The sequence below is a fragment of the Nitrosomonas sp. Nm58 genome (assembly GCF_900107335.1).
GTDB lineage: Bacteria > Pseudomonadota > Gammaproteobacteria > Burkholderiales > Nitrosomonadaceae > Nitrosomonas.
In genome coordinates, this window is the sequence record NZ_FNPQ01000006.1 from 1 (window position 1) to 18,354 (window position 18,354).

General features: G+C 46.2%; 17 protein-coding genes. 8 read left to right on the forward strand and 9 right to left on the reverse strand.

The features are described from left to right. Positions 1-207: 207 nt before the first annotated feature. The 3 genes from BLW34_RS03845 to BLW34_RS03850 all read right to left on the reverse strand — a co-directional run bounded on the left by BLW34_RS03845 (position 208) and on the right by BLW34_RS03850 (position 2,874). Entirely contained in the window at positions 208-1,260 is a 1,053-nt protein-coding gene (locus tag BLW34_RS03845; protein WP_090575855.1) for a hypothetical protein, read from the reverse strand. Between the two features lie 469 nt (positions 1,261-1,729). Continuing rightward, positions 1,730-1,993 carry a hypothetical protein gene (locus BLW34_RS15490; RefSeq protein ID WP_143037860.1) on the reverse strand — a complete coding sequence of 88 codons (264 nt, stop codon included), beginning with the start codon at positions 1,991-1,993 and terminating at the stop codon, positions 1,730-1,732. A gap of 53 nt (positions 1,994-2,046) precedes the next feature. Beyond that, on the reverse strand, positions 2,047-2,874 hold the full coding sequence (locus BLW34_RS03850) for an inositol monophosphatase family protein (RefSeq protein WP_090575859.1): 828 nt from the start codon (positions 2,872-2,874) through the stop codon (positions 2,047-2,049). Positions 2,875-2,924: 50 nt separating this feature from the next. On the opposite strand from BLW34_RS03850, the gene BLW34_RS03855 reads away from it, so the two are divergent. Beyond that, positions 2,925-3,689 (forward strand): RNA methyltransferase, encoded by a 765-nt coding sequence (locus BLW34_RS03855; protein WP_090576056.1) that lies wholly within the window; start codon positions 2,925-2,927, stop codon positions 3,687-3,689. A gap of 91 nt (positions 3,690-3,780) precedes the next feature. Beyond that, positions 3,781-4,524: a 4-aminobenzoate synthase gene (locus BLW34_RS03860; protein WP_090575862.1), complete on the forward strand. Its 744-nt coding sequence runs from the start codon at positions 3,781-3,783 to the stop codon at positions 4,522-4,524. Between the two features lie 66 nt (positions 4,525-4,590). Here the strand turns inward: BLW34_RS03860 and BLW34_RS03865 are convergent, their stop codons facing one another. Beyond that, positions 4,591-5,505, reverse strand: coding sequence for a LysR family transcriptional regulator (locus BLW34_RS03865; RefSeq protein ID WP_090575866.1), 915 nt, complete (start codon positions 5,503-5,505; stop codon positions 4,591-4,593). 101 nt (positions 5,506-5,606) lie between these two features. On the opposite strand from BLW34_RS03865, the gene metE reads away from it, so the two are divergent. Together metE and BLW34_RS03875 are read left to right on the forward strand one after the other, a co-directional pair. Continuing rightward, the gene (metE, locus tag BLW34_RS03870; RefSeq protein WP_090576059.1) at positions 5,607-7,880 is read left to right on the forward strand and encodes a 5-methyltetrahydropteroyltriglutamate--homocysteine S-methyltransferase; all 2,274 of its coding nucleotides are present in this window, start codon (positions 5,607-5,609) and stop codon (positions 7,878-7,880) included. Between the two features lie 220 nt (positions 7,881-8,100). Next, the gene (locus BLW34_RS03875) at positions 8,101-8,520 is read left to right on the forward strand and encodes a YqaA family protein (protein WP_090575870.1); all 420 of its coding nucleotides are present in this window, start codon (positions 8,101-8,103) and stop codon (positions 8,518-8,520) included. Positions 8,521-8,565: 45 nt separating this feature from the next. Here the strand turns inward: BLW34_RS03875 and grxD are convergent, their stop codons facing one another. The 5 genes from grxD to BLW34_RS03900 all read right to left on the reverse strand — a co-directional run bounded on the left by grxD (position 8,566) and on the right by BLW34_RS03900 (position 12,870). After that, positions 8,566-8,874, reverse strand: coding sequence for a Grx4 family monothiol glutaredoxin (gene grxD, locus BLW34_RS03880; RefSeq protein WP_090575873.1), 309 nt, complete (start codon positions 8,872-8,874; stop codon positions 8,566-8,568). 156 nt (positions 8,875-9,030) lie between these two features. Further along, on the reverse strand, positions 9,031-9,927 hold the full coding sequence (gene prmC / locus BLW34_RS03885; protein WP_256203562.1) for a peptide chain release factor N(5)-glutamine methyltransferase: 897 nt from the start codon (positions 9,925-9,927) through the stop codon (positions 9,031-9,033). After that, positions 9,924-11,003 carry a peptide chain release factor 1 gene (gene prfA, locus BLW34_RS03890; protein WP_090575875.1) on the reverse strand — a complete coding sequence of 360 codons (1,080 nt, stop codon included), beginning with the start codon at positions 11,001-11,003 and terminating at the stop codon, positions 9,924-9,926. Before prfA ends, prmC begins: the two co-directional genes overlap by 4 nt. Beyond that, a complete protein-coding gene (hemA, locus tag BLW34_RS03895) occupies positions 11,000-12,253 on the reverse strand; it encodes a glutamyl-tRNA reductase (RefSeq protein ID WP_090575878.1) in 1,254 nt (417 codons plus the stop codon). Before hemA ends, prfA begins: the two co-directional genes overlap by 4 nt. A gap of 125 nt (positions 12,254-12,378) precedes the next feature. Further along, positions 12,379-12,870, reverse strand: coding sequence for a CreA family protein (locus BLW34_RS03900; protein ID WP_090575881.1), 492 nt, complete (start codon positions 12,868-12,870; stop codon positions 12,379-12,381). An 898-nt stretch (positions 12,871-13,768) separates the two neighbouring features. Between BLW34_RS03900 and BLW34_RS03905 the strand changes: the two genes are divergently transcribed. From BLW34_RS03905 to mtgA, 4 genes are all read left to right on the forward strand, one after another. Then, the gene (locus tag BLW34_RS03905) at positions 13,769-15,619 is read left to right on the forward strand and encodes a ribonuclease catalytic domain-containing protein (protein WP_090575883.1); all 1,851 of its coding nucleotides are present in this window, start codon (positions 13,769-13,771) and stop codon (positions 15,617-15,619) included. 84 nt (positions 15,620-15,703) lie between these two features. Then, positions 15,704-16,585 carry an energy transducer TonB gene (locus BLW34_RS03910; RefSeq protein WP_090575886.1) on the forward strand — a complete coding sequence of 294 codons (882 nt, stop codon included), beginning with the start codon at positions 15,704-15,706 and terminating at the stop codon, positions 16,583-16,585. Positions 16,586-16,673: 88 nt separating this feature from the next. Then, entirely contained in the window at positions 16,674-17,498 is an 825-nt protein-coding gene (gene aroE, locus BLW34_RS03915) for a shikimate dehydrogenase (RefSeq protein WP_090575889.1), read from the forward strand. An 87-nt stretch (positions 17,499-17,585) separates the two neighbouring features. Further along, positions 17,586-18,284: a monofunctional biosynthetic peptidoglycan transglycosylase gene (gene mtgA, locus BLW34_RS03920; RefSeq protein ID WP_090575892.1), complete on the forward strand. Its 699-nt coding sequence runs from the start codon at positions 17,586-17,588 to the stop codon at positions 18,282-18,284. Positions 18,285-18,354: the final 70 nt, after the last annotated feature.

Genomic DNA, 18,354 nt, shown 5'->3' on the forward strand with positions numbered 1-18,354 from the left:
GGAAAATCAAATCACAATAAACTACAATCCTCTTTCACAGGTCGAAACTCTCTCGGCTCAGTGAAAAAAATGTCCGTCAAAATGGGGCAACTCCATACAGCTTTGCTAGAGATATTCTCCTCGGCAAATAATTAATCTCGGAATTACTCTCGTTGCGATGCTATTTGCACTCGCGCAAAAAGTATTCGATACTTTCGATGAGCATATTTAGAAGGACTCGACCGCAGCGCGCAGCCCCTTTAAATTCATCATCATTTGCTTCTTGATCCGTTCGCGGCCAAGGTTACGTTTTAAACGACTGCCTAGGCCGGTAATTTGATCAGTGGAAGTCCGGTGCGTATAAAACACGATGGAGCCATCACGGTACGGCAGGCAACCAACCATCAGATCGCTAGAGTTGTAGGAGTGTCCAACAAAAAACTGCCTGGTGACAATCAATGGGCCAGCCTCGGATGCGAGCAGGATACGGTGGCTGAGAATGGCCGTAGGTCGCTTTTCCACTTCCCGGTTAAGCCAAAAGAATCGTTCCTCGGCACTAGGCGGCAATGAGGTTGGATAATTTAACCAGACTTGTTGTAAAGCTGGGGAAAGACGCGCCAGTAATTTGCTGTCAGCAGCTGCAAGACGTAATTCCTCTGCAGGACTGGCGTTTGCTCTGTGGCGCGCGTAAGATGCGATTCCAGCCAGACCCTGCTTGCGGTAAGCTTGCCAGCGCTGCACTAAAATCTGCTGATAATGCTGCGATACGCTTGCAACCAGAGTAGCTTCATCGGCATCGGCCAATTTCTCCCTGAGCGGCGCAAAGCTGTTGATTTCCTCGGCAGACAAATTAAATTGATCACCTGGTACAGCAGCGAGCAAATTCCGAACCTCATCCCTCTGCTTAACCGTAAAAGCAAACCCTTTGAAGGCATCTATGCCGGATTGTGGAGGAATCTCACCCAGTGCATAGACATCCGGATCAATCGTTGCAAAATCACCCCTCTTGAAGAAAGCTGCGAGTTTCGCCGGTGATGATGGAATATACATGCCCAGCCCTATCGCCAATTCCTTCTGGGTTGTCTTACTCATTTTAAAAGTAACGATCTTGCCTCGCTCCAGGTCAGCTATTTTATTCTGACTCAACTTGAGCATGGCAATGATATTCTCAGCAGTGGGCGTGGAAGCTGCGATTTCCGTAGCACACAATAACAGCATCTGCACTAGAAAAAGCCAGGAAAATTTAACGCACATGGGATAGCTATTGGCACGCTTGCTCATTCATACCTCCTTATACTCAGCATAAGTTGTGAATTCGCGGTTTCGGGTTACCTATCCTCTCGTCCCAACTTTGTTAAAGTATATTCAGAAATATAGGCTATATCACCGCGCAAGCGAAACGGTATCCAGCTGATTGGATTAGACAAATACTTTTGGTAAAAGTACCCGGAAAGGTCGAGAAGAGAATAAATGTGGGTAAAAGATATTTGCCACGATTGGGAGCAGAAAACACCTGGTCGATGATTTACTTATATGAATGTTGGATCAATCGACAGCCAGAACGGCCATTAGCGAGACAGTACAACTGCTCAATAATTCAGAAGCACTATCGCGTGCTCGCAAGTTTGTTTAGAAAGATACCATGCTCTGGTATCAGCAATCGGTTTATTTACCACTATTTAAGATCGCCAGTATTTATGCGTCATGTAGATACGGATACGAAAATAAAAGGGAGTAGCCTAACCTACAATTAATGATGATCTCTTTCAGCATATATTTCCGCTTCCACACTCTCCGAACAACGCCGCATCGTTGCCACAATCGGCCCGCTCATGGTCCATTGCGATGAACTGGAGAAATTGCGCGCCGAACCGAGCAGAAGCGACGGCTGTGCATATGTTCCACTCAGGTACTTGCTGGAGGCTGTTTCGTCATTCCCGCACAGGTGGGAATACCGCGCGATATCCCACTTTGCCGGCCAAGGAAGAGGTAATAAATTGGGTGCAGATATCACGTTCAGAGAGTTGCTTTTTATTCATTGCTCAACTGTCTTGCCTCCTTTCCCAGCTACGATGCAGACTGCTTATTAGCCGCGATGAGCTGTGGCGTTAAATGAGGGGCGATAATTTGCAGTAGCTGGACAAAGATCTTGGGATTGCCTGCGACGACCTGTCCGCTCTTCATGTAGTTTTCATTTCCCTCCAGATCGCTGACCATGCCCCCTGCCTCGAGAATCAGCAGACAGCCTGCGGCAATATCCCATGGAGACAAGCCGATTTCCCAGAAACCGTCGTAGCGCCCGGCTGCAACATACGCCAAATCCAATGCAGCAGAGCCAGGGCGGCGAATGCCAGCCGTTTTGGGGATGATATCCTTGAACATGCCGAGATAAGCTTCCAGAAAGGAAAGATCACGGAATGGAATACCGGTACCGATCAGTGAGTCCGCCAGTTGGGCGCGCTTACTGACGCGTATGCGTTGATCATTGAGATAGGCGCCACGTCCACGGCTCGCGGTGAACAATTCATTGCTGACCGGATCGTATACCACCGCCTGCGACAGAATGCCTCGATGTAATAACGCAATTGATACCGCATATTTAGGGAAACCATGCAGAAAATTGGTGGTACCATCCAGCGGATCGATAATCCACTGATAATCTGACTTTTTGGGGTCTCCGCGATTACCGCTTTCTTCTGCTAGAATCGAATGCGTAGGATAAGCATCCAGCAATACTTTGATGATGGCTTCTTCAGCCGCACCATCTACTTCACTGACAAAATCACTGTGCGATTTGCGCGAAACATTCAGAATGTCGAGGTTTCGTGAAGCCTGATTGATAATACTGCCTGCACGGCGCGCGGCTTTGACCGCGATGGTAAGCATTGGATGCATTTTATAAGACCAAGAAATATAAAGAATTAATTGAAAAGCGTAATTTTAATATGAATCTCCTCTGCCCGCTCGATAATGTCCGGATTGTGTTAAGCCATACCAGCCACCCCGGCAATATTGGGGCGGCCGCAAGAGCGATGAAAACGATGGGATTAGGCGCACTGTACCTGGTCAATCCCAAATCCTTTCCGGACAATGAAGCGGATGTCCGTGCCAGCAATGCTCGGGACATCCTCGAACGAACGCATGTGTTAGGCAGCCTTGAAGAAGCGCTGCATGATACTGTGCTGGCCGTAGCAATGACCGCCCGTCCGCGTGATCTATCCAGCCGGACTCTTGACGCCAGGCTGGCTGCGAAGGAACTGCTTGAGCATGCAGCACAATCTCCGGTTGCATTGGTTTTTGGCAGGGAAAGCTCCGGGCTGACTACAACTGAAATCAGCAAGTGTCAGCTCACGGTGCATATACCGACTAACCCTGATTATTCTTCTCTCAATCTGGCTGCTGCGGTGCAAATCATGGCCTATGAGCTGCGCATGGCGTTCACCGAAACAATTACTGGGCAATCATTCGCTCAACCTCCCGTGCAGTCAACGCTACAGACAACCAGACAGCTCGCCAGCTTCCACGAGATCGAGTTGTTTTATCGCCATCTGGAACAAGCCATGATCGATAGTGAATTTCTCGATCCCAAGCAACCTAAACGACTCATGCAGCGAATACGTCGTATGTTCGCGCGCGCTCACTTGGAAAAAGAAGAAGTGAACATCTTGCGCGGTATACTCAGCGCATTGGAGAAGCATCGCTCAAGGTAAGTTTTTTCGTTTGGATTGACTTAACCAGGTTATTTAGCGATGATTGCTGTTGATGCTTCTTCACTTACCTCTGTTTAAAAAAGGAATGATCATGACAACTAATACAATTTTCAAGCATAAAGTTAATACCATTATCAGTAACAAACATTTATTGAAACATCCTTTTTACATTGCCTGGACCGAAGGCAAACTGACCAAAGAACAATTACGGCATTATGCAGAACAATATTTTTATAATGTGCTGGCTGAGCCTACCTATTTGAGCGCCGTGCATTTCAACACACCGCACATTCATGCCGAAACCAATAGCGGTGATATCAGTGTGCGCCAGGAAATACTCAAAAACCTGATCGACGAAGAACATGGTGATGGTAATCATCCGGCTTTATGGAAAGCGTTTGCATTTGCCCTGGGCGCGGACGATAAAAGCCTGGCCAATGCAGCCGCACTGCCTGAAACAGAAAATCTGGTGTCGACCTTCCGTGACATTTGCTTGAATCAGCCTTTCTATGCAGGTCTCGCAGCACTGCACGCATTTGAGTCGCAAGTCCCCGATATCGCTGCAGTAAAAATTGATGGACTGGCTCGGTTCTACGGTATGGACAATCCGGAGGATTATGAATTCTTTTCGGTTCACCAGAAAGCAGATATTTATCACTCACAAGCCGAATGGGCGATTATCGAGCGATTTGCTGATACCCCCGCAAAGCAGGCTGAAGTGCTCGCTGCTACCCAGCGTGCATGCGATGCGCTATGGAAGTTCCTGGATGGTATTCATGAAACCTATTGCGCCAATCTGAGCTGCGATAAAGAAACTGTTGTCACTCTGCATTAATTAAACATACTGGTGGATAACATCCTGTTATCCACCAGTATTCTCAAAACCCCACTTCTGCCGCCTTCATTCCAATGGAATGATCCCTTCTAAAGTCGCAAAGCATCGATTCCGGCTGGTGGTTAAAAAATCCTGGAAATACGGAAGGGAAGCGATTTCTTTGCGCGTCGTCACGAATAAGTCGCTCCATAGCCCGTTAACACCGATGCGTCTGGCGATGACATAATCATAATCGACATAGCTCTTGATCCCCCAATTGGGTAATGCCGCGATACCGCGGCGGCTGGCTACCAACTGCAAGATAGCCACAGTCAACTCCGCTGTCCGCCGTTGCCATGGTATACCCGCGGGCATCAGCACCTTGCTGATCAGATCGATACGTTCTTCCGGTACTGGGTAGGTAATGAGGGTCATATTGGTAAAATCTACCACATCCAGAACGCGCTTCTTTCCTAGCTCATGACCTGGCGCAAGTACTGCCAGAATCTCGAAGCGAAACAATGGATGATGAATGAGACCTCGCTGAAGTTTATTTTCTGAGCCAATGACAATATCCGCCTCTCCCTGTTTGAGCAGCTTGATAGGGTCAGCGTGAAATCCGGACACCAGATCCAACTCTACCTCCGGCCAATGCTCGCGAAATGTGTCCATGATCGGCATCAACCAGTCAAAACAGGTATGGCATTCCAGCGCGATACGTAAATTCCCTGTGGTTCGCTGCGAAAGCCTAGCGAGATCCCGCTCTGCCGCCTGCACCTCCATAATAACTTTTTCTGCTAATCGAACAAGGCGCTTCCCTGCATCAGTCAGTTGGATGGCATGTCCCTGACGCTGAATCAGCGGCAACTGATAATAATCCTGTAATGCCTTGATTTGATGAGAAAGCGCCGATTGGGTGAGATGCACGCGCTTAGCAGCGAGCGATACGCTGCCGGTTTCCTGCAACGCTGTCAAAGTACGAAGATGGCGTAATTCAAGCATATATGAATATTATTCATTCTTATAACAGAAACTTTCATTTGATTCATAGTTTAGCATGTCACACAATCATTATTCTCTTCAATTCAATAGAAAAAATAATCATGGCTTTGACACATAATCTGGGATTCCCACGGATAGGCGCACACCGGGAATTGAAACGTGCTCTTGAAGCATACTGGCACCAGGATATCGATGCCGGGCAATTACAAAAGCAAGCGCAAGCGATACGCGAAAGAAACTGGCTGGTACAAAAGGAAAAGGGTATCGATCTGATTCCTGTAGGTGATTTTGCACTCTATGATCATATGCTCAATATGACCGCATTGCTTGGAGCAGTGCCGGAACGTTTCAATTCAAGTCAGCATGAAACGCCGCTCGACGTGTATTTCGCCATGGCGCGCGGCGCATCTCATCAGTCAGCGATGGAAATGACCAAGTGGTTTAATACCAACTATCACTATATCGTTCCAGAATTTAACAGGCACACTCAATTTCATATTGCCTCAGAACAACTGTTTAATGAAATCACTGAGGCCAAAACCCTGGGGATTTCTCCCAAAGTGGTATTGATCGGACCACTAACCTATTTATTTCTGGGCAAGGAGACAGAACCAGATTTTAACCGCCTGGATTTGCTACCCCGCCTGCTGCCAGCTTATCGCGATATTTTGGCTAGAATTGCCTCGTCGGGCGTACAGTGGGTCCAGATGGATGAGCCATTTTTGACATTCGATCTGGAGGAAATCTGGTTAACAAAACTGAATGAAGCCTATACAGCGCTGCAAGGAAGCGGCACACAATTGCTGTTGACGACTTATTTTGGCGCGGTTGATAACCATGCGGAAAAACTCAAAGCCTTACCAGTGGATGGCTTACATATCGATTTATGCCGCGCGCCGCATCAGCTTACTACATTTCTTAGCGATTACCCCACCAATAAAATCCTGTCACTTGGAATAATCGATGGACGCAATGTATGGCGTGCCGATCTATCCCAGGCGCTGGCAACCTTGTCGCAGACGCAATCGATTTTAGGTGAGCGATTATGGATTGCACCCAGTTGCTCGCTATTGCATTCTCCAGTGGATCTCGATCTGGAAACCCGACTGGATGGTGAAATCAAGAACTGGCTCGCTTTCTCGGTGCAAAAGCTCAATGAAATCGCGATTCTCGGTCGTGGCCTGAATAAGGGAGAAGCATCGATCGGGTCATTTCTAGAAGCTTCCTCTCAGGCAAAACAAACAAGACAGCAATCTAACCGGATACATAATCCAGTCGTACAAGAACGACTGAAAAGGCTGACATCTCATGACTGCCAGCGTCACCATCCCTTTGCCCAACGGCAGTCGCTACAACATCAGCATTTTCAGTTACCGTTGCTGCCCACAACCACTATTGGCTCGTTTCCTCAGACAGCTGAGATTCGTAAGGCGCGCGCAGCTTTCAAGAAAGGTGAGCTTACTCATGTCGAATACCTTGAGATTATGCGCATTGAAATTCAGGATGTCATCAAGAAGCAGGAAGAAATAGGGCTTGATGTGCTCGTGCACGGTGAAGCCGAACGCAACGATATGGTTGAATATTTTGGAGAGCAGTTGTGGGGATATGCTTTTACTGAAAATGGCTGGGTACAAAGCTACGGCTCCCGTTGTGTCAAGCCCCCTATTCTCTATGGTGATATTTACCGCCCGGAAGCTATGACGGTCAACTGGATCAGCTATGCCCAGAGTCTAACCAGCAAGCCGGTCAAAGGCATGCTGACTGGCCCGGTGACCATGCTGATGTGGTCGTTCGTACGCGACGATCAGCCCTATTCAGAAACTGCATTGCAGCTTGCACTGGCCATTCGCGATGAAGTGAAAGATTTGGAACAGGCAGGAATTGGCATGATTCAGATCGATGAACCTGCCTTTCGCGAGGGACTCCCTCTGAAAAAAGCTGACTGGTCTGAATATCTGCAATGGGCAGTCAAAGCGTTTCGTGTCGCGAGCTCAAGCGTAAAGGATGAAACACAGATTCATACTCATATGTGCTATTCGGAATTCAACGACATTTTGCCAGCCATCTCGGAAATGGATGCAGACGTGATTACCATTGAAACGTCACGTTCACGCATGGAATTGCTGGATGCATTCGTACAGTTCGCTTATCCCAATGAAATCGGCCCTGGTGTGTATGACATTCATTCCCCACGCATCCCGGATACTGGCGAAATGCTGGCATTACTGGAAAAAGCGCTGCGACACATCGGACCCCAGCAATTATGGGTCAATCCGGACTGCGGACTGAAAACGCGAGGTTGGCCGGAAACTCAAGCTGCACTGGAGAAAATGATCAATGCTGCACGCATCCTGCGCGATAGGCTCGCTGTTTGATGCCACCAGCGGGAGAGTCCGTACCGAATCATTTTCACTCGCACGATTGATGTATCGGAAAAGTTTGAACTACTTGTTTACTTTAGGCATTATAATTTCCATTGATTAGATCAACGTTCGGAAGCGTGCAGATCAATCTATAAATTACTCCGTTTTGCTCCCTGGCAAATCCGGGAGCAAAACATCATCAGCAAATCATCGCTCAATTTTCAGCATTATCATGGATGAACAATCAAGTCTGCTGGCGCTGTTTACCAGCAGTTTCCTGGCTGCCACGCTTCTTCCAGGTGGCTCAGAGGCCGTATTAGTGGGCGTGCTCATGGCTTACCCTGAACTTTATGGACCAGCCTTGGGAATCGCAACGCTCGGCAATACGCTGGGTGGAATGAGTTCCTATATGATAGGCCGTTTATTGCCGGATGAGAAAGCCATGCTCAGCAAAATCGGCAGTAAAACGCGTGGAGTGGAGTGGACACGCCGTCATGGCGCACCGATACTCTTTTTTTCTTGGTTACCCCTAATCGGCGATGTATTGTGTGTTGCTGCAGGCTGGCTACGTATTCACTGGCTTTGGGCTGTTATATTTATCGCTGCAGGAAAGTTTGCACGCTATTGGGTGATTGCGACTGCAATCAGTTAACCCCACTCCCAATCTCTGAGGGTTAACTGGTTATTACCTAATTCTTTATTTCTCAAGTAATTTCTGCAGTTCTCCACTTTGATACATCTCGGTCATGATATCTGAGCCACCGATAAATTCACCGTTAATATAAAGTTGAGGAATGGTTGGCCAGTTAGAATACTCTTTAATTCCCTGGCGAATTTCCGAATCAGCCAGCACATCAACCGAAAGAAAGCTTTGAACGCCACATGCATTAAGTATCTTAACGGCGTTCGCAGAAAACCCACACAGTGGTTGCTCAGCGGTGCCTTTCATATATAACACTACCGAATTGGAATTAACTTGCTGCTCAATCAACTCATTCACGTTCACGTCTTGATATCCTCCTTAATTAATGATCTTTAAAGCTGGTTTTATTATTGGATGGTCACGTAACATTATGGTTCTATTTCTTTTTAGGAATCATTGCGATATCTCTTGATCGATCCAGAGAGATGCAGAAGAAACACCCTTCTCATATTCTAGCAGTTAGCTTGTCGCTAGCGTACGATCATATTGTTGCCCACCGCTCACGCGAGGGATCCCCGCCAAATCCGGGCAAGAGAATATGTTAATGAAATTGGATTCTGCCAGCAATTGCCGGCAAATAACGGCCTGATCATAACCATGCTCCAGCAGCAGTTCACCGCCTGTGGCCAAAAAATCAGGCGCATTGGCAATGATCTGGCGAATACAAGCGATACCCTCATCCACTGCTGTCAGCGCCAGACGGGGCTCAAAACGAAGATCACCCTGACCCAGATGCGGATCTCCCTCAGCAACATAAGGTGGATTCGAAACGATCAGATCAAATCTCTCCTGATCAAGCCCATCAAACCAGTTTCCCGCCAGTAGCTGCACATTATCCACGTCCAGTTTTTCTGCATTTAACTGAGCGACTGATAATGCATCACGCGACAAATCGACTGCAGTAACCTGCGCAAGCGGTCGATGCTTGGCAATAGTGAGCGCGATTGCACCACTCCCAGTACCTAGATCAAGAATATGACACGCTTGATTAACTGGAATACGTGATAAGGCAAGCTCTACCAATAACTCTGTTTCCGGACGTGGAATCAGCACGGCCGGCGTGACTTTAAAAGTCAAATCATAGAATTCACGTTCACCGACAAGATAGGCAACCGGTTCACCTGCAATTCGCCTTGTGATCAGCGATTGGAAAGAGTCAACTTGCTCGGGACTCAGTACATAGTCTGAGTAAGCAGCAAGAAAAACGGTGTTTACCTTTAGCACGTATTGAAGCAGTAAGCGTGTCTCTATGTCATCTATGTGACAGCGAGCGTCTTGCAGCGCCTGTGCAATGGTAACTTGGAGATTTGCACAACTACTGTCAGACAGGGACCGACACCCCCTTCTATCCATCATTTTTCCATCATGGATGCCAGCTGCTCTGCCTGGTGTTCAGCCATCAATGCTGAGCATAGCTCATCGATATCTCCGTCCATGATTTGATCCATCTTGTAAAGTGTGAGATTAATCCGATGATCTGTTACCCGTCCTTGCGGAAAATTATAGGTGCGAATCCGCTCAGAGCGCTCTCCACTCCCCACCAGTGATTTACGTGTTGCCGCCTGCTCTGCCTGCTGCTCACGCATTTGCTTATCCAGAATTCGAGCAGCTAGCACACTCATCGCCTGCGCTTTGTTTTTGTGTTGAGAGCGCCCTTCCTGACATTCGACGACGATACCTGTCGGTAAATGGGTGATACGCACGGCTGAATCAGTTTTATTGATATGCTGACCGCCTGCACCAGATGCCCGGAAGGTATCAATCCTTAAATCAGATGAATTCAGTTCAACTCCAGTAATTTCATCCACCTCTGGAATAACCGCTACCGTACAGGTAGAAGTGTGTACTCTGCCCTGCGTTTCTGTCGCGGGCACACGTTGCACCCGATGGGCACCTGATTCAAACTTGAGTCGGGAGTAAGCACCATAACCGATAATCCTGGCGATAATTTCCTTGTATCCACCCACATCGGAAGGATTTTGCGAAATGATCTCGACTTGCCAACGCTGACGCTCAGCAAAGCGTGTATACATACGAAACAGATTTCCCGCAAACAGCGCAGATTCATCTCCACCTGTGCCCGCACGAATTTCCAGAAAAATATTGCGCTCATCACTGGGATCTTTGGGTAATAACTGCTTAAGCAGATCAGTTTCGATTTTCTGGAGTTTTTCTTTCCCAGCCACCATCTCAGCATCAGCAAAATCACGCATCTGAGGATCAGCACCCATCTCTCTAGCGGTTTGAATATCCAGCTCGGTTTGCTGATGAGCCTGATATAGCTCAACCACTGGAACAATCTCCGCTCGCTCGCGTGTGAGTTTTCGATAATTATCCAAATCGGCTGTAATCTTCTCACTGCTTAATAGCTGGTTCAATTCTTCCAGCCGTACACTCAGACGAGTGAGCCGGTCTGCAATACTCTTATTCATTGTGGGTAATGTAGTTGATATAACCGATTGATCAGCTCAACCAGCTTATCTCGCTCATCATCGGCGGCATGATTCAGCATGCTGGAAGGAAGGTGTAAAAATTTATTGGTCAGCCCATTGCTGAGCGATTCGAGTATCTTCTCCGGATCCTCACCTTTTGCCAACAGCTTCTGAGCGCGTGTAAGCTCGTGCCTGCGAAACCGCTCGGCCTGATCGCGTAATGCTCTGATGGTCGGAACCAATTCACGCGTTGCCAGCCAACGCATAAAATCGATCACATTGGACTCAATAATGGTTTCAGCTTGCGCCACTGCACTGAGGCGTGAATCTAGCCCCTCTTTGACAATATCAGCCAGATCGTCCACGTAATAAAGAAAAACATCATCCAGCTCTGCAACTTCCAGTTCGACATCCCGAGGCACGGCCAGATCGACAATAAAAATGGGCCGGTGTTTGCGAATCTTGATTGCGCGCTCCATCATTCCCTTACCCAAGATCGGCAGCGGGCTCGCGGTGCAGGTAACCACAATATCGTGCAATGCTAGTTGCTCTGGTAATTCGCTAAGCGGAATTGGCCGCGCGTTGAAGCGCCGCGATAATGCTTCGGCCCGTTCAGCAGTGCGATTAGCAACCGTAATCCGTTTAGGACGCCTAGCCGCAAAATGACTAGCACAAAGCTCAATCATCTCACCCGCACCAATAAACAGGACATTCTGCTCGCTGATATCACCAAAGATGCGCTCTGCTAAACGAGCAGCGGCAGCAGCCATTGACACGGAACAGGCGCCGATCTCAGTAGATGTCCGTACTTCCTTAGCTACAAAAAAAGTACGTTGAAACAACTTATGCAGCAGCAAACCCAGCGTTCCAGCACTCTCCGCTGATTTGATTGCATTTTTCATCTGACCGAGTATCTGGGGCTCACCCAGCACCATGGAATCCAATCCACTGGCAACCCGGAAAGCATGTTTGACTGCCTGCTCTCGTGGCAATCGATACAGATAAGGATCTAATTCGCGTACGGTTAAATGATGAAAATCCGTAAGCCAGTGCACAGCTGCGTCGGGCTTATCGGTGCTACAGTAAATTTCGGTACGATTACAAGTTGAAACAATGGCCGCCTCTTTAACTGCATGATGCCCCACCAAATCATGCAAGGCATGTTCCATTGAATTTTCTGGAAATGTAACCTGCTCACGTATATCTAACGGTGCTGTATTATGATTGATACCAAAAGCAAATAGCTGCATGAAAGGTGATCTTTAAATGGCTATAAATCGAAAAGTGTAATTATAGCGAAAGTTTAAGCACCATCAATGGAACGAATACACTTTACACTCCTCCTTACTACTCTCATAAGCTTTGAATAATTAGACTAATGCCATGCCATAATTGGGATAGTGGAGATGCTATTTTTAGGAGAACCCTCAATGATTCTATCGCTATAGGTCAAGTAAATTAGCACATTGCGTTTGGGGTCGTAAAAACGCACTACCTGCAATGTTTTAAATAGCAGCGAAGTGCTTTTTTTAAATACTTCCTTACCATCTTTTTGACCATTTTTCACATTCTCTGGCAGCTCGATTGGACCTATCTGACGACAAGCTATTGAAGCATCAGCAGTGTCCTCAGCCACTCCCACCGTACCACTAATGCCACCTGTTTTTGCCCGACTGAGATAGCAAGTAGCCCCTGCAATCTCTGGGTCATCAAACGCCTCAATGACAATTTTATCATTAGCGCCCAGTATCTTGAATTTGGTGGATACACTGCCAATCTGCTCAGCCGCTAAAGGTGAAGCAACCAACAATATTAAGGTAAATATAGAAAATCTGATTTGCTTTGCAATATTTAAGAGATAAATCATGGTACGGCTCCTCTCTTTCATCATGTTTCAATCAATGCCCAACTCATCTTCTGATCACGATCCACTTTAACCATTAGATGACATAAAGCAATAAACGTTTAGCTACACCTATTGACACTTGCGCAAGGCCACACCACCAACTTAAAGCGCCATTACGCTTGCCTCTGTGTCAATCTACAAGTTGAGGAATAGGTATCTTATAAATGGACAGGATTTTTAACGTGCATCTCCTAACGATAAAAGTGTTTTATGATGTAAATTGGATTAATTATCCCAGCATTATGCAAACCATGGCGGCTTCTTTATTACGCTTTGAAAAAGCGGTTAAACTTACCCTAACTCACCAATGAACCAAGCAATCTGAATTAAGCAGTTCATTATAAAAATAGCACAAAAAAATAGCCTGAATCTAAACTTTATAGCAAAGTATTTGTCTTGATGGAGCAATAATAAAAAAACGGTATCTATCGATGCCTGTGTGCTTTCATGCTGCAAGCAGAAAAACCAAGTAATTAAAGGAGGTTAAAAAAATGAGCAAAAAAATATCATTCAACGCACCTCAAGCGACGAATCTGAGCATATCATACTAAAAGGCGAGGGTTGAGTACCATGCAGCACAGTAAAATAGCCACGCCGCTAATTATTCGCACCTTTTTAAATATCTCAATCTTTATACTTGCCTTACTGCATTTAGTCTTTTTGCTGTTTTGTATTGCTATTACATCGCGTATCAACCAAACAAGCTGCTCAAGCTTGCAAAAAATTACACTTAATAATCATATTGTTGAATATAATAACATTCAGTATTAACTTAACCCGATTAATGAATGAAATTCTGGCGATCTTTGCTTCAAGGATTCTTGTCAAATCCCTCTATTTCGTCTGAAAGGATCATTCCGTGAACGTTTTTTACGAAGAATCTGGTATTTTCAAGGTCGGCGCCGTTCTTGCTGACAATATGACTTCTTTACAGGTAGAAGCATCGCACGGCAAGCGCTCTAAAATCAAAGCTTCATCGGTATTATTACGATTTGAGGCGCCACCTTTATACGAATTTATGTATCAGGCGCAGCAGGTTGCTGCTGATCTGGATCCTGATTTCCTCTGGGAATGTTGTGCGAATAGCGAAGAGTTTTCGAGCCATACTTTAGCCACCGATTACTTCGGGTACTCACCTAGCCCAGTAGAAGTAGCTGCAATCATGATTCTTCTGAATAGCGCTCCTATCTATTTTTACAGAAAAGGACAAGGACGTTATAAAGCCGCTCCGCCGGAAGCTTTACGGGCGGCACTTGCCAGTCAAGAAAAGAAGCGGCTGGAAGCAGAACAGCAAGCTCGTTATAAGCAACAGCTGAGTGCCTTCACTCTTCCTGAGGAATTCAGGTCAAAATTGGATGACCTACTTTATAAACCCAATAAAAATACTATTGAATGGAAAGCACTTGAGTCTGTCTGTACTGCAACCAAACTCAGCGTTCCCAAATTATTAGAAAAATGCGGCGCCATATCCTCTACACACGATTATCACTTTAATCAATTTCTTCGAGAGCATTTTCCTGAAGGAACCGCTTTCAATTTATCCGAAATAGATTGTGTTTTCAATGATCTTGAAAAGTTGCCCATAGCAAACGTGGCCGCTTTCAGTATTGACGATACGACCACTACTGAAATTGACGATGCTTTTTCAGTCGCGCCGCTCCCTCTGGGAAGCTTCCGCATTGGTATCCATATAGCTGCACCGGCTTTAGGGATTACCCGTGGCTCGCTTTTGGATAAAGCTGCTGCGAAACGCCTTTCGACTGTCTATCTGCCTGGCCAGAAGATTACTATGCTTCCTGAGAAAACGATTGATCTCTGCACTCTCAGCGAAACACGATTATGTCCAGCACTCTCGCTCTATTTGGATGTAGCGGACGATTTTACTGTAACCTCCACCCAAAGCCGGATAGAAAAAATCAGGGTCATCGCCAATCTGCGTCACGATACGTTGGAACAACAGTTTAATGAGGAAACGCTGAGAAAAAATCTCGCGAATTACCCTTTTGCTCATGAATTAAGTTTACTTTGGCATTTTTCCCGCAAGATGGAAATACTACGTGGCAAGGAAAATGACCTCAATAATGAAAAAGTTGATTATAGTTTCTTTGTTGAACAGGATCGCATTACCATTCAGGAACGTCGACGTGGCTCACCGATCGACAGAGTCGTATCTGAATTAATGATTTATGCGAATACTGAATGGGGCAAGCAACTTGCTGATGCTGGGATTGCCGGTATTTATCGCAGCCAAAATGGAGGAAAAGTAAGAATGAGCCTTTCCCCAGCGCCTCATCAGGGTCTGGGTGTCGCACAGTATGCGTGGAGCAGTTCACCGATGCGTCGGTACGTGGACTTAATCAACCAGCGGCAGCTCATCGCATTACTGACGGATGCAACCCCGCCCTATTCTAAAGAGAACGATGAATTGCTGGTATCAATACGGGATTTTGAAGAAGTTTATAGTGTATATAGCGATTTCCAACGCACCATGGAACGTTACTGGTGTTTGCGTTGGTTACTACAGGAAGATATTAAAATAACTGGTGCACAGGTAATCAAGGAAAACTTGGTAAAGCTCGATCGCATTCCTTTGATCGTACGAGTATCTCCATTACCCGATCTCTTACCGGGCACACTTGTCAAGTTAGAAATATCCCAAATTGATTTAATTGAATGTACCTTGAATGCACGATTTCTACATAAGGAATAAGCTCGAGAATATGTTTCTCGTCTTTAAGCTGATTAAGTTTATCTATCCGTTACTCGTTTCAAAATGCTAGATTACAGCCTTTCGATGCCTCATCCTTGGTCATTTTATCAACCTAAACGCTTCTATATCGCAATACTGATTTCGCTGCTTCTACATGGAATTATTGTATTAGGAGTCACTTTTAAGGCGCCGGCACCTGCTTTCAATAATGTCGCAAAATCGCTAGAAGTTATTCTGGTCAACAGCAAATCAGAGCAAAAACCCAATGAGACGAATATATTGGCGCAAGCCAATTTGGAAGGAGGCGGTAATGTTGACGATGATCGGCGTGCTAAATCACCTTTTCCAGTATTGCCAAAAACCAAACCATTAGTTAATCTTGCCCAAGCAACCCAAAAAACAAAACAGCTGGAAAATGAAGTCAAGAAACTCATGACTGCCGCTGAAAGCAAACCTCGCGTCAGCCAGAACGATCCTCAGCCAGAGCAATCTCAAAACAAGCCAGCACCCACATTTGATAGCACAGACCTGCTACAGCGTAGCCTTGAAATCGCTCGCCTAGAGTCTCAAATTGCTAAAGAATACGAAGAATATCAGAAGCGACCTAAACGCAGGTTTATCGGTGCACGTACGAAAGAATATCGTTTTGCTCGCTATGTGGAAGACTGGCGGCTCAAGATCGAGCGCATCGGCAATCTGAATTATCCGGAGGCTGCTAGAAAGCAGAAGCTTTATGGTAACCTGCAACTGACGGTGGGTATTCGATCAGATGGCAGTCTTGAGTCGATTGGCATTGATCGCTCGTCCGGAACAAAGATTCTTGATGATGCGGCCATCCACATTGTCAGGCTGGCGGCACAAAACGGTTTTGCGCCTTTCCCACCGGATATAAGTCGCGACACGGATATCTTACACATTACCCGTACCTGGGTATTTGCACCCTCAGATAAACTGGTCAGTGAATAATCTGCAAAATAAAACCCCGCAATCTCAATCCACTTGATACCTATACAAAATTTCATTCATCAGTCCATTTTGCAAACAATCTTACGTTATGCTTGACTTTTACGCTGTGATTGGCAACCCCATACACCATAGCAAATCACCGATCATCCACAAGGAATTTGCACGACAAACTCATCAGAATATGCAGTACGAGGCTATTCTAGCGCCTTTGGATGGCTTCGAAACGGCAGTTAAGAGATTTCAGCAACGGGGAGGCAAGGGTATGAATGTCACCCTTCCATTCAAGCTGGAAGCTTATGCGATATCAACTCGCTTAACAGATCGGGCAAACGCTGCGCAAGCAGTCAATACACTCGAATTTGATGAAAATCATGGCATACTTGGCGATAACACTGACGGGGCCGGCTTGATTCGGGATATCGAGGTGAACCAGAGTGTTGTTATTGCTGACAAAAGCGTTCTATTAATGGGAGCAGGCGGGGCTGCGCGTGGCGTTATTTTGCCCCTGCTGGAGCAGAAACCACGCATACTTGCTATCGCCAATCGTACTAAAGAGAAAGCGCAAGTGCTGCAGGAACAATTCTCTTCTCATGGCAATATCTTAACTGGTCATTATCAGGACTTCTCTGGAGAACGTTTCGACATTATCATCAATGCGACATCAGCGAGTCTCCATGATGAATTACCTTCTTTACCGACAGGTATCTTCGCAGAAAAATCAACTGCCTATGACATGATGTATGGCAAAGAACTCACGCCATTCTTGAGATTCGCCAAGCAGCAAGGCGTAAGTAATCTGGTTGATGGCATTGGCATGTTGGTTGAACAAGCGGCGGAATCTTTTTTCTTGTGGCGCGGAGTAAGACCTGAAACAAGAAAAGTGATTGAAATGTTAAGAAAGAAAGGACAGTAAACTAGAAAGCACCAAAGCCGCGCATTGTACAAGGATGTCGATCATTCAATTTGAATTCCTCAAATGGTCTAATCTCACAAGAGATATATGGCAAAACTTTTCAACCGCTGGCGATGGCGACTCTTGTTGTTATCTTTCAGCGTTGCCCTGCTCTACCTGGTATGGATACTTCTCCACATTGTTTATTGGAATACTTATAACCCACACACGAGTGCGTTCATCCAGAGTCGACTGGAAATCTTAAAGCAACATTATCCTGGTGCTACAGTACGCCATCAATGGGTGGCTTATGAACATATTTCTCCCTACCTAAAACGAGCAATCATCGCTTCAGAAGACAGCCAGTTCATGAAGCATAATGGTTTCGATTTTCAAGCGATTCAACATGCGCTTGAGAAAAATATCAAACGAGGTGAATGGGTAGTCGGTGGCTCAACCATCAGTCAACAGCTTGCAAAAAATTTGTTCCTGTCAGAGCAAAAAACAGTTTGGCGCAAGCTTGAGGAAATGATTATCACCATCATGCTCGAGCAGATGATGTCCAAACGCCGGATACTGGAAATTTATCTCAACATGATCGAATGGGGTCATGATGTATTTGGCGCAGAAGCAGCGGCTCTTCATTACTTCGGCGTATCGGCCTCGGCCTTGTCTGCCTGGCAGGCAGCGTTTCTTGCCTCAATGATCCCTAACCCGCGCTATTATGATAGAAACCGCAAGGCACAGAAGTTGCTGAAGAAAAGTAATATCATACTCAGCCGCATGCCTTTAGCCCAGATCCCATGAGATAGATCTTATCCAGCAATCGATTTCCCGGAAGTTTATCGGACTTGGCACGTAGCAATCTCGCCACTGT

What these genes read in the sequence shown, in the direction of transcription:
- BLW34_RS03910 (WP_090575886.1), top strand. Translation starts at nt 15,704, where the DNA reads ATGCCTCATCCTTGGTCATTTTATCAACCTAAACGCTTCTATATCGCA.
- BLW34_RS03875 (WP_090575870.1), top strand. Translation starts at nt 8,101, where the DNA reads ATGGATGAACAATCAAGTCTGCTGGCGCTGTTTACCAGCAGTTTCCTG.
- prfA (WP_090575875.1), bottom strand. Translation starts at nt 11,003, where the DNA reads ATGAATAAGAGTATTGCAGACCGGCTCACTCGTCTGAGTGTACGGCTG.
- prmC (WP_256203562.1), bottom strand. Translation starts at nt 9,927, where the DNA reads ATGATGGATAGAAGGGGGTGTCGGTCCCTGTCTGACAGTAGTTGTGCA.
- BLW34_RS03860 (WP_090575862.1), top strand. Translation starts at nt 3,781, where the DNA reads ATGACAACTAATACAATTTTCAAGCATAAAGTTAATACCATTATCAGT.
- BLW34_RS03900 (WP_090575881.1), bottom strand. Translation starts at nt 12,870, where the DNA reads ATGATTTATCTCTTAAATATTGCAAAGCAAATCAGATTTTCTATATTT.
- mtgA (WP_090575892.1), top strand. Translation starts at nt 17,586, where the DNA reads ATGGCAAAACTTTTCAACCGCTGGCGATGGCGACTCTTGTTGTTATCT.
- BLW34_RS03865 (WP_090575866.1), bottom strand. Translation starts at nt 5,505, where the DNA reads ATGCTTGAATTACGCCATCTTCGTACTTTGACAGCGTTGCAGGAAACC.
- hemA (WP_090575878.1), bottom strand. Translation starts at nt 12,253, where the DNA reads ATGCAGCTATTTGCTTTTGGTATCAATCATAATACAGCACCGTTAGAT.
- BLW34_RS03845 (WP_090575855.1), bottom strand. Translation starts at nt 1,260, where the DNA reads ATGAGCAAGCGTGCCAATAGCTATCCCATGTGCGTTAAATTTTCCTGG.
- metE (WP_090576059.1), top strand. Translation starts at nt 5,607, where the DNA reads ATGGCTTTGACACATAATCTGGGATTCCCACGGATAGGCGCACACCGG.
- BLW34_RS03850 (WP_090575859.1), bottom strand. Translation starts at nt 2,874, where the DNA reads ATGCATCCAATGCTTACCATCGCGGTCAAAGCCGCGCGCCGTGCAGGC.
- BLW34_RS03855 (WP_090576056.1), top strand. Translation starts at nt 2,925, where the DNA reads ATGAATCTCCTCTGCCCGCTCGATAATGTCCGGATTGTGTTAAGCCAT.
- aroE (WP_090575889.1), top strand. Translation starts at nt 16,674, where the DNA reads ATGCTTGACTTTTACGCTGTGATTGGCAACCCCATACACCATAGCAAA.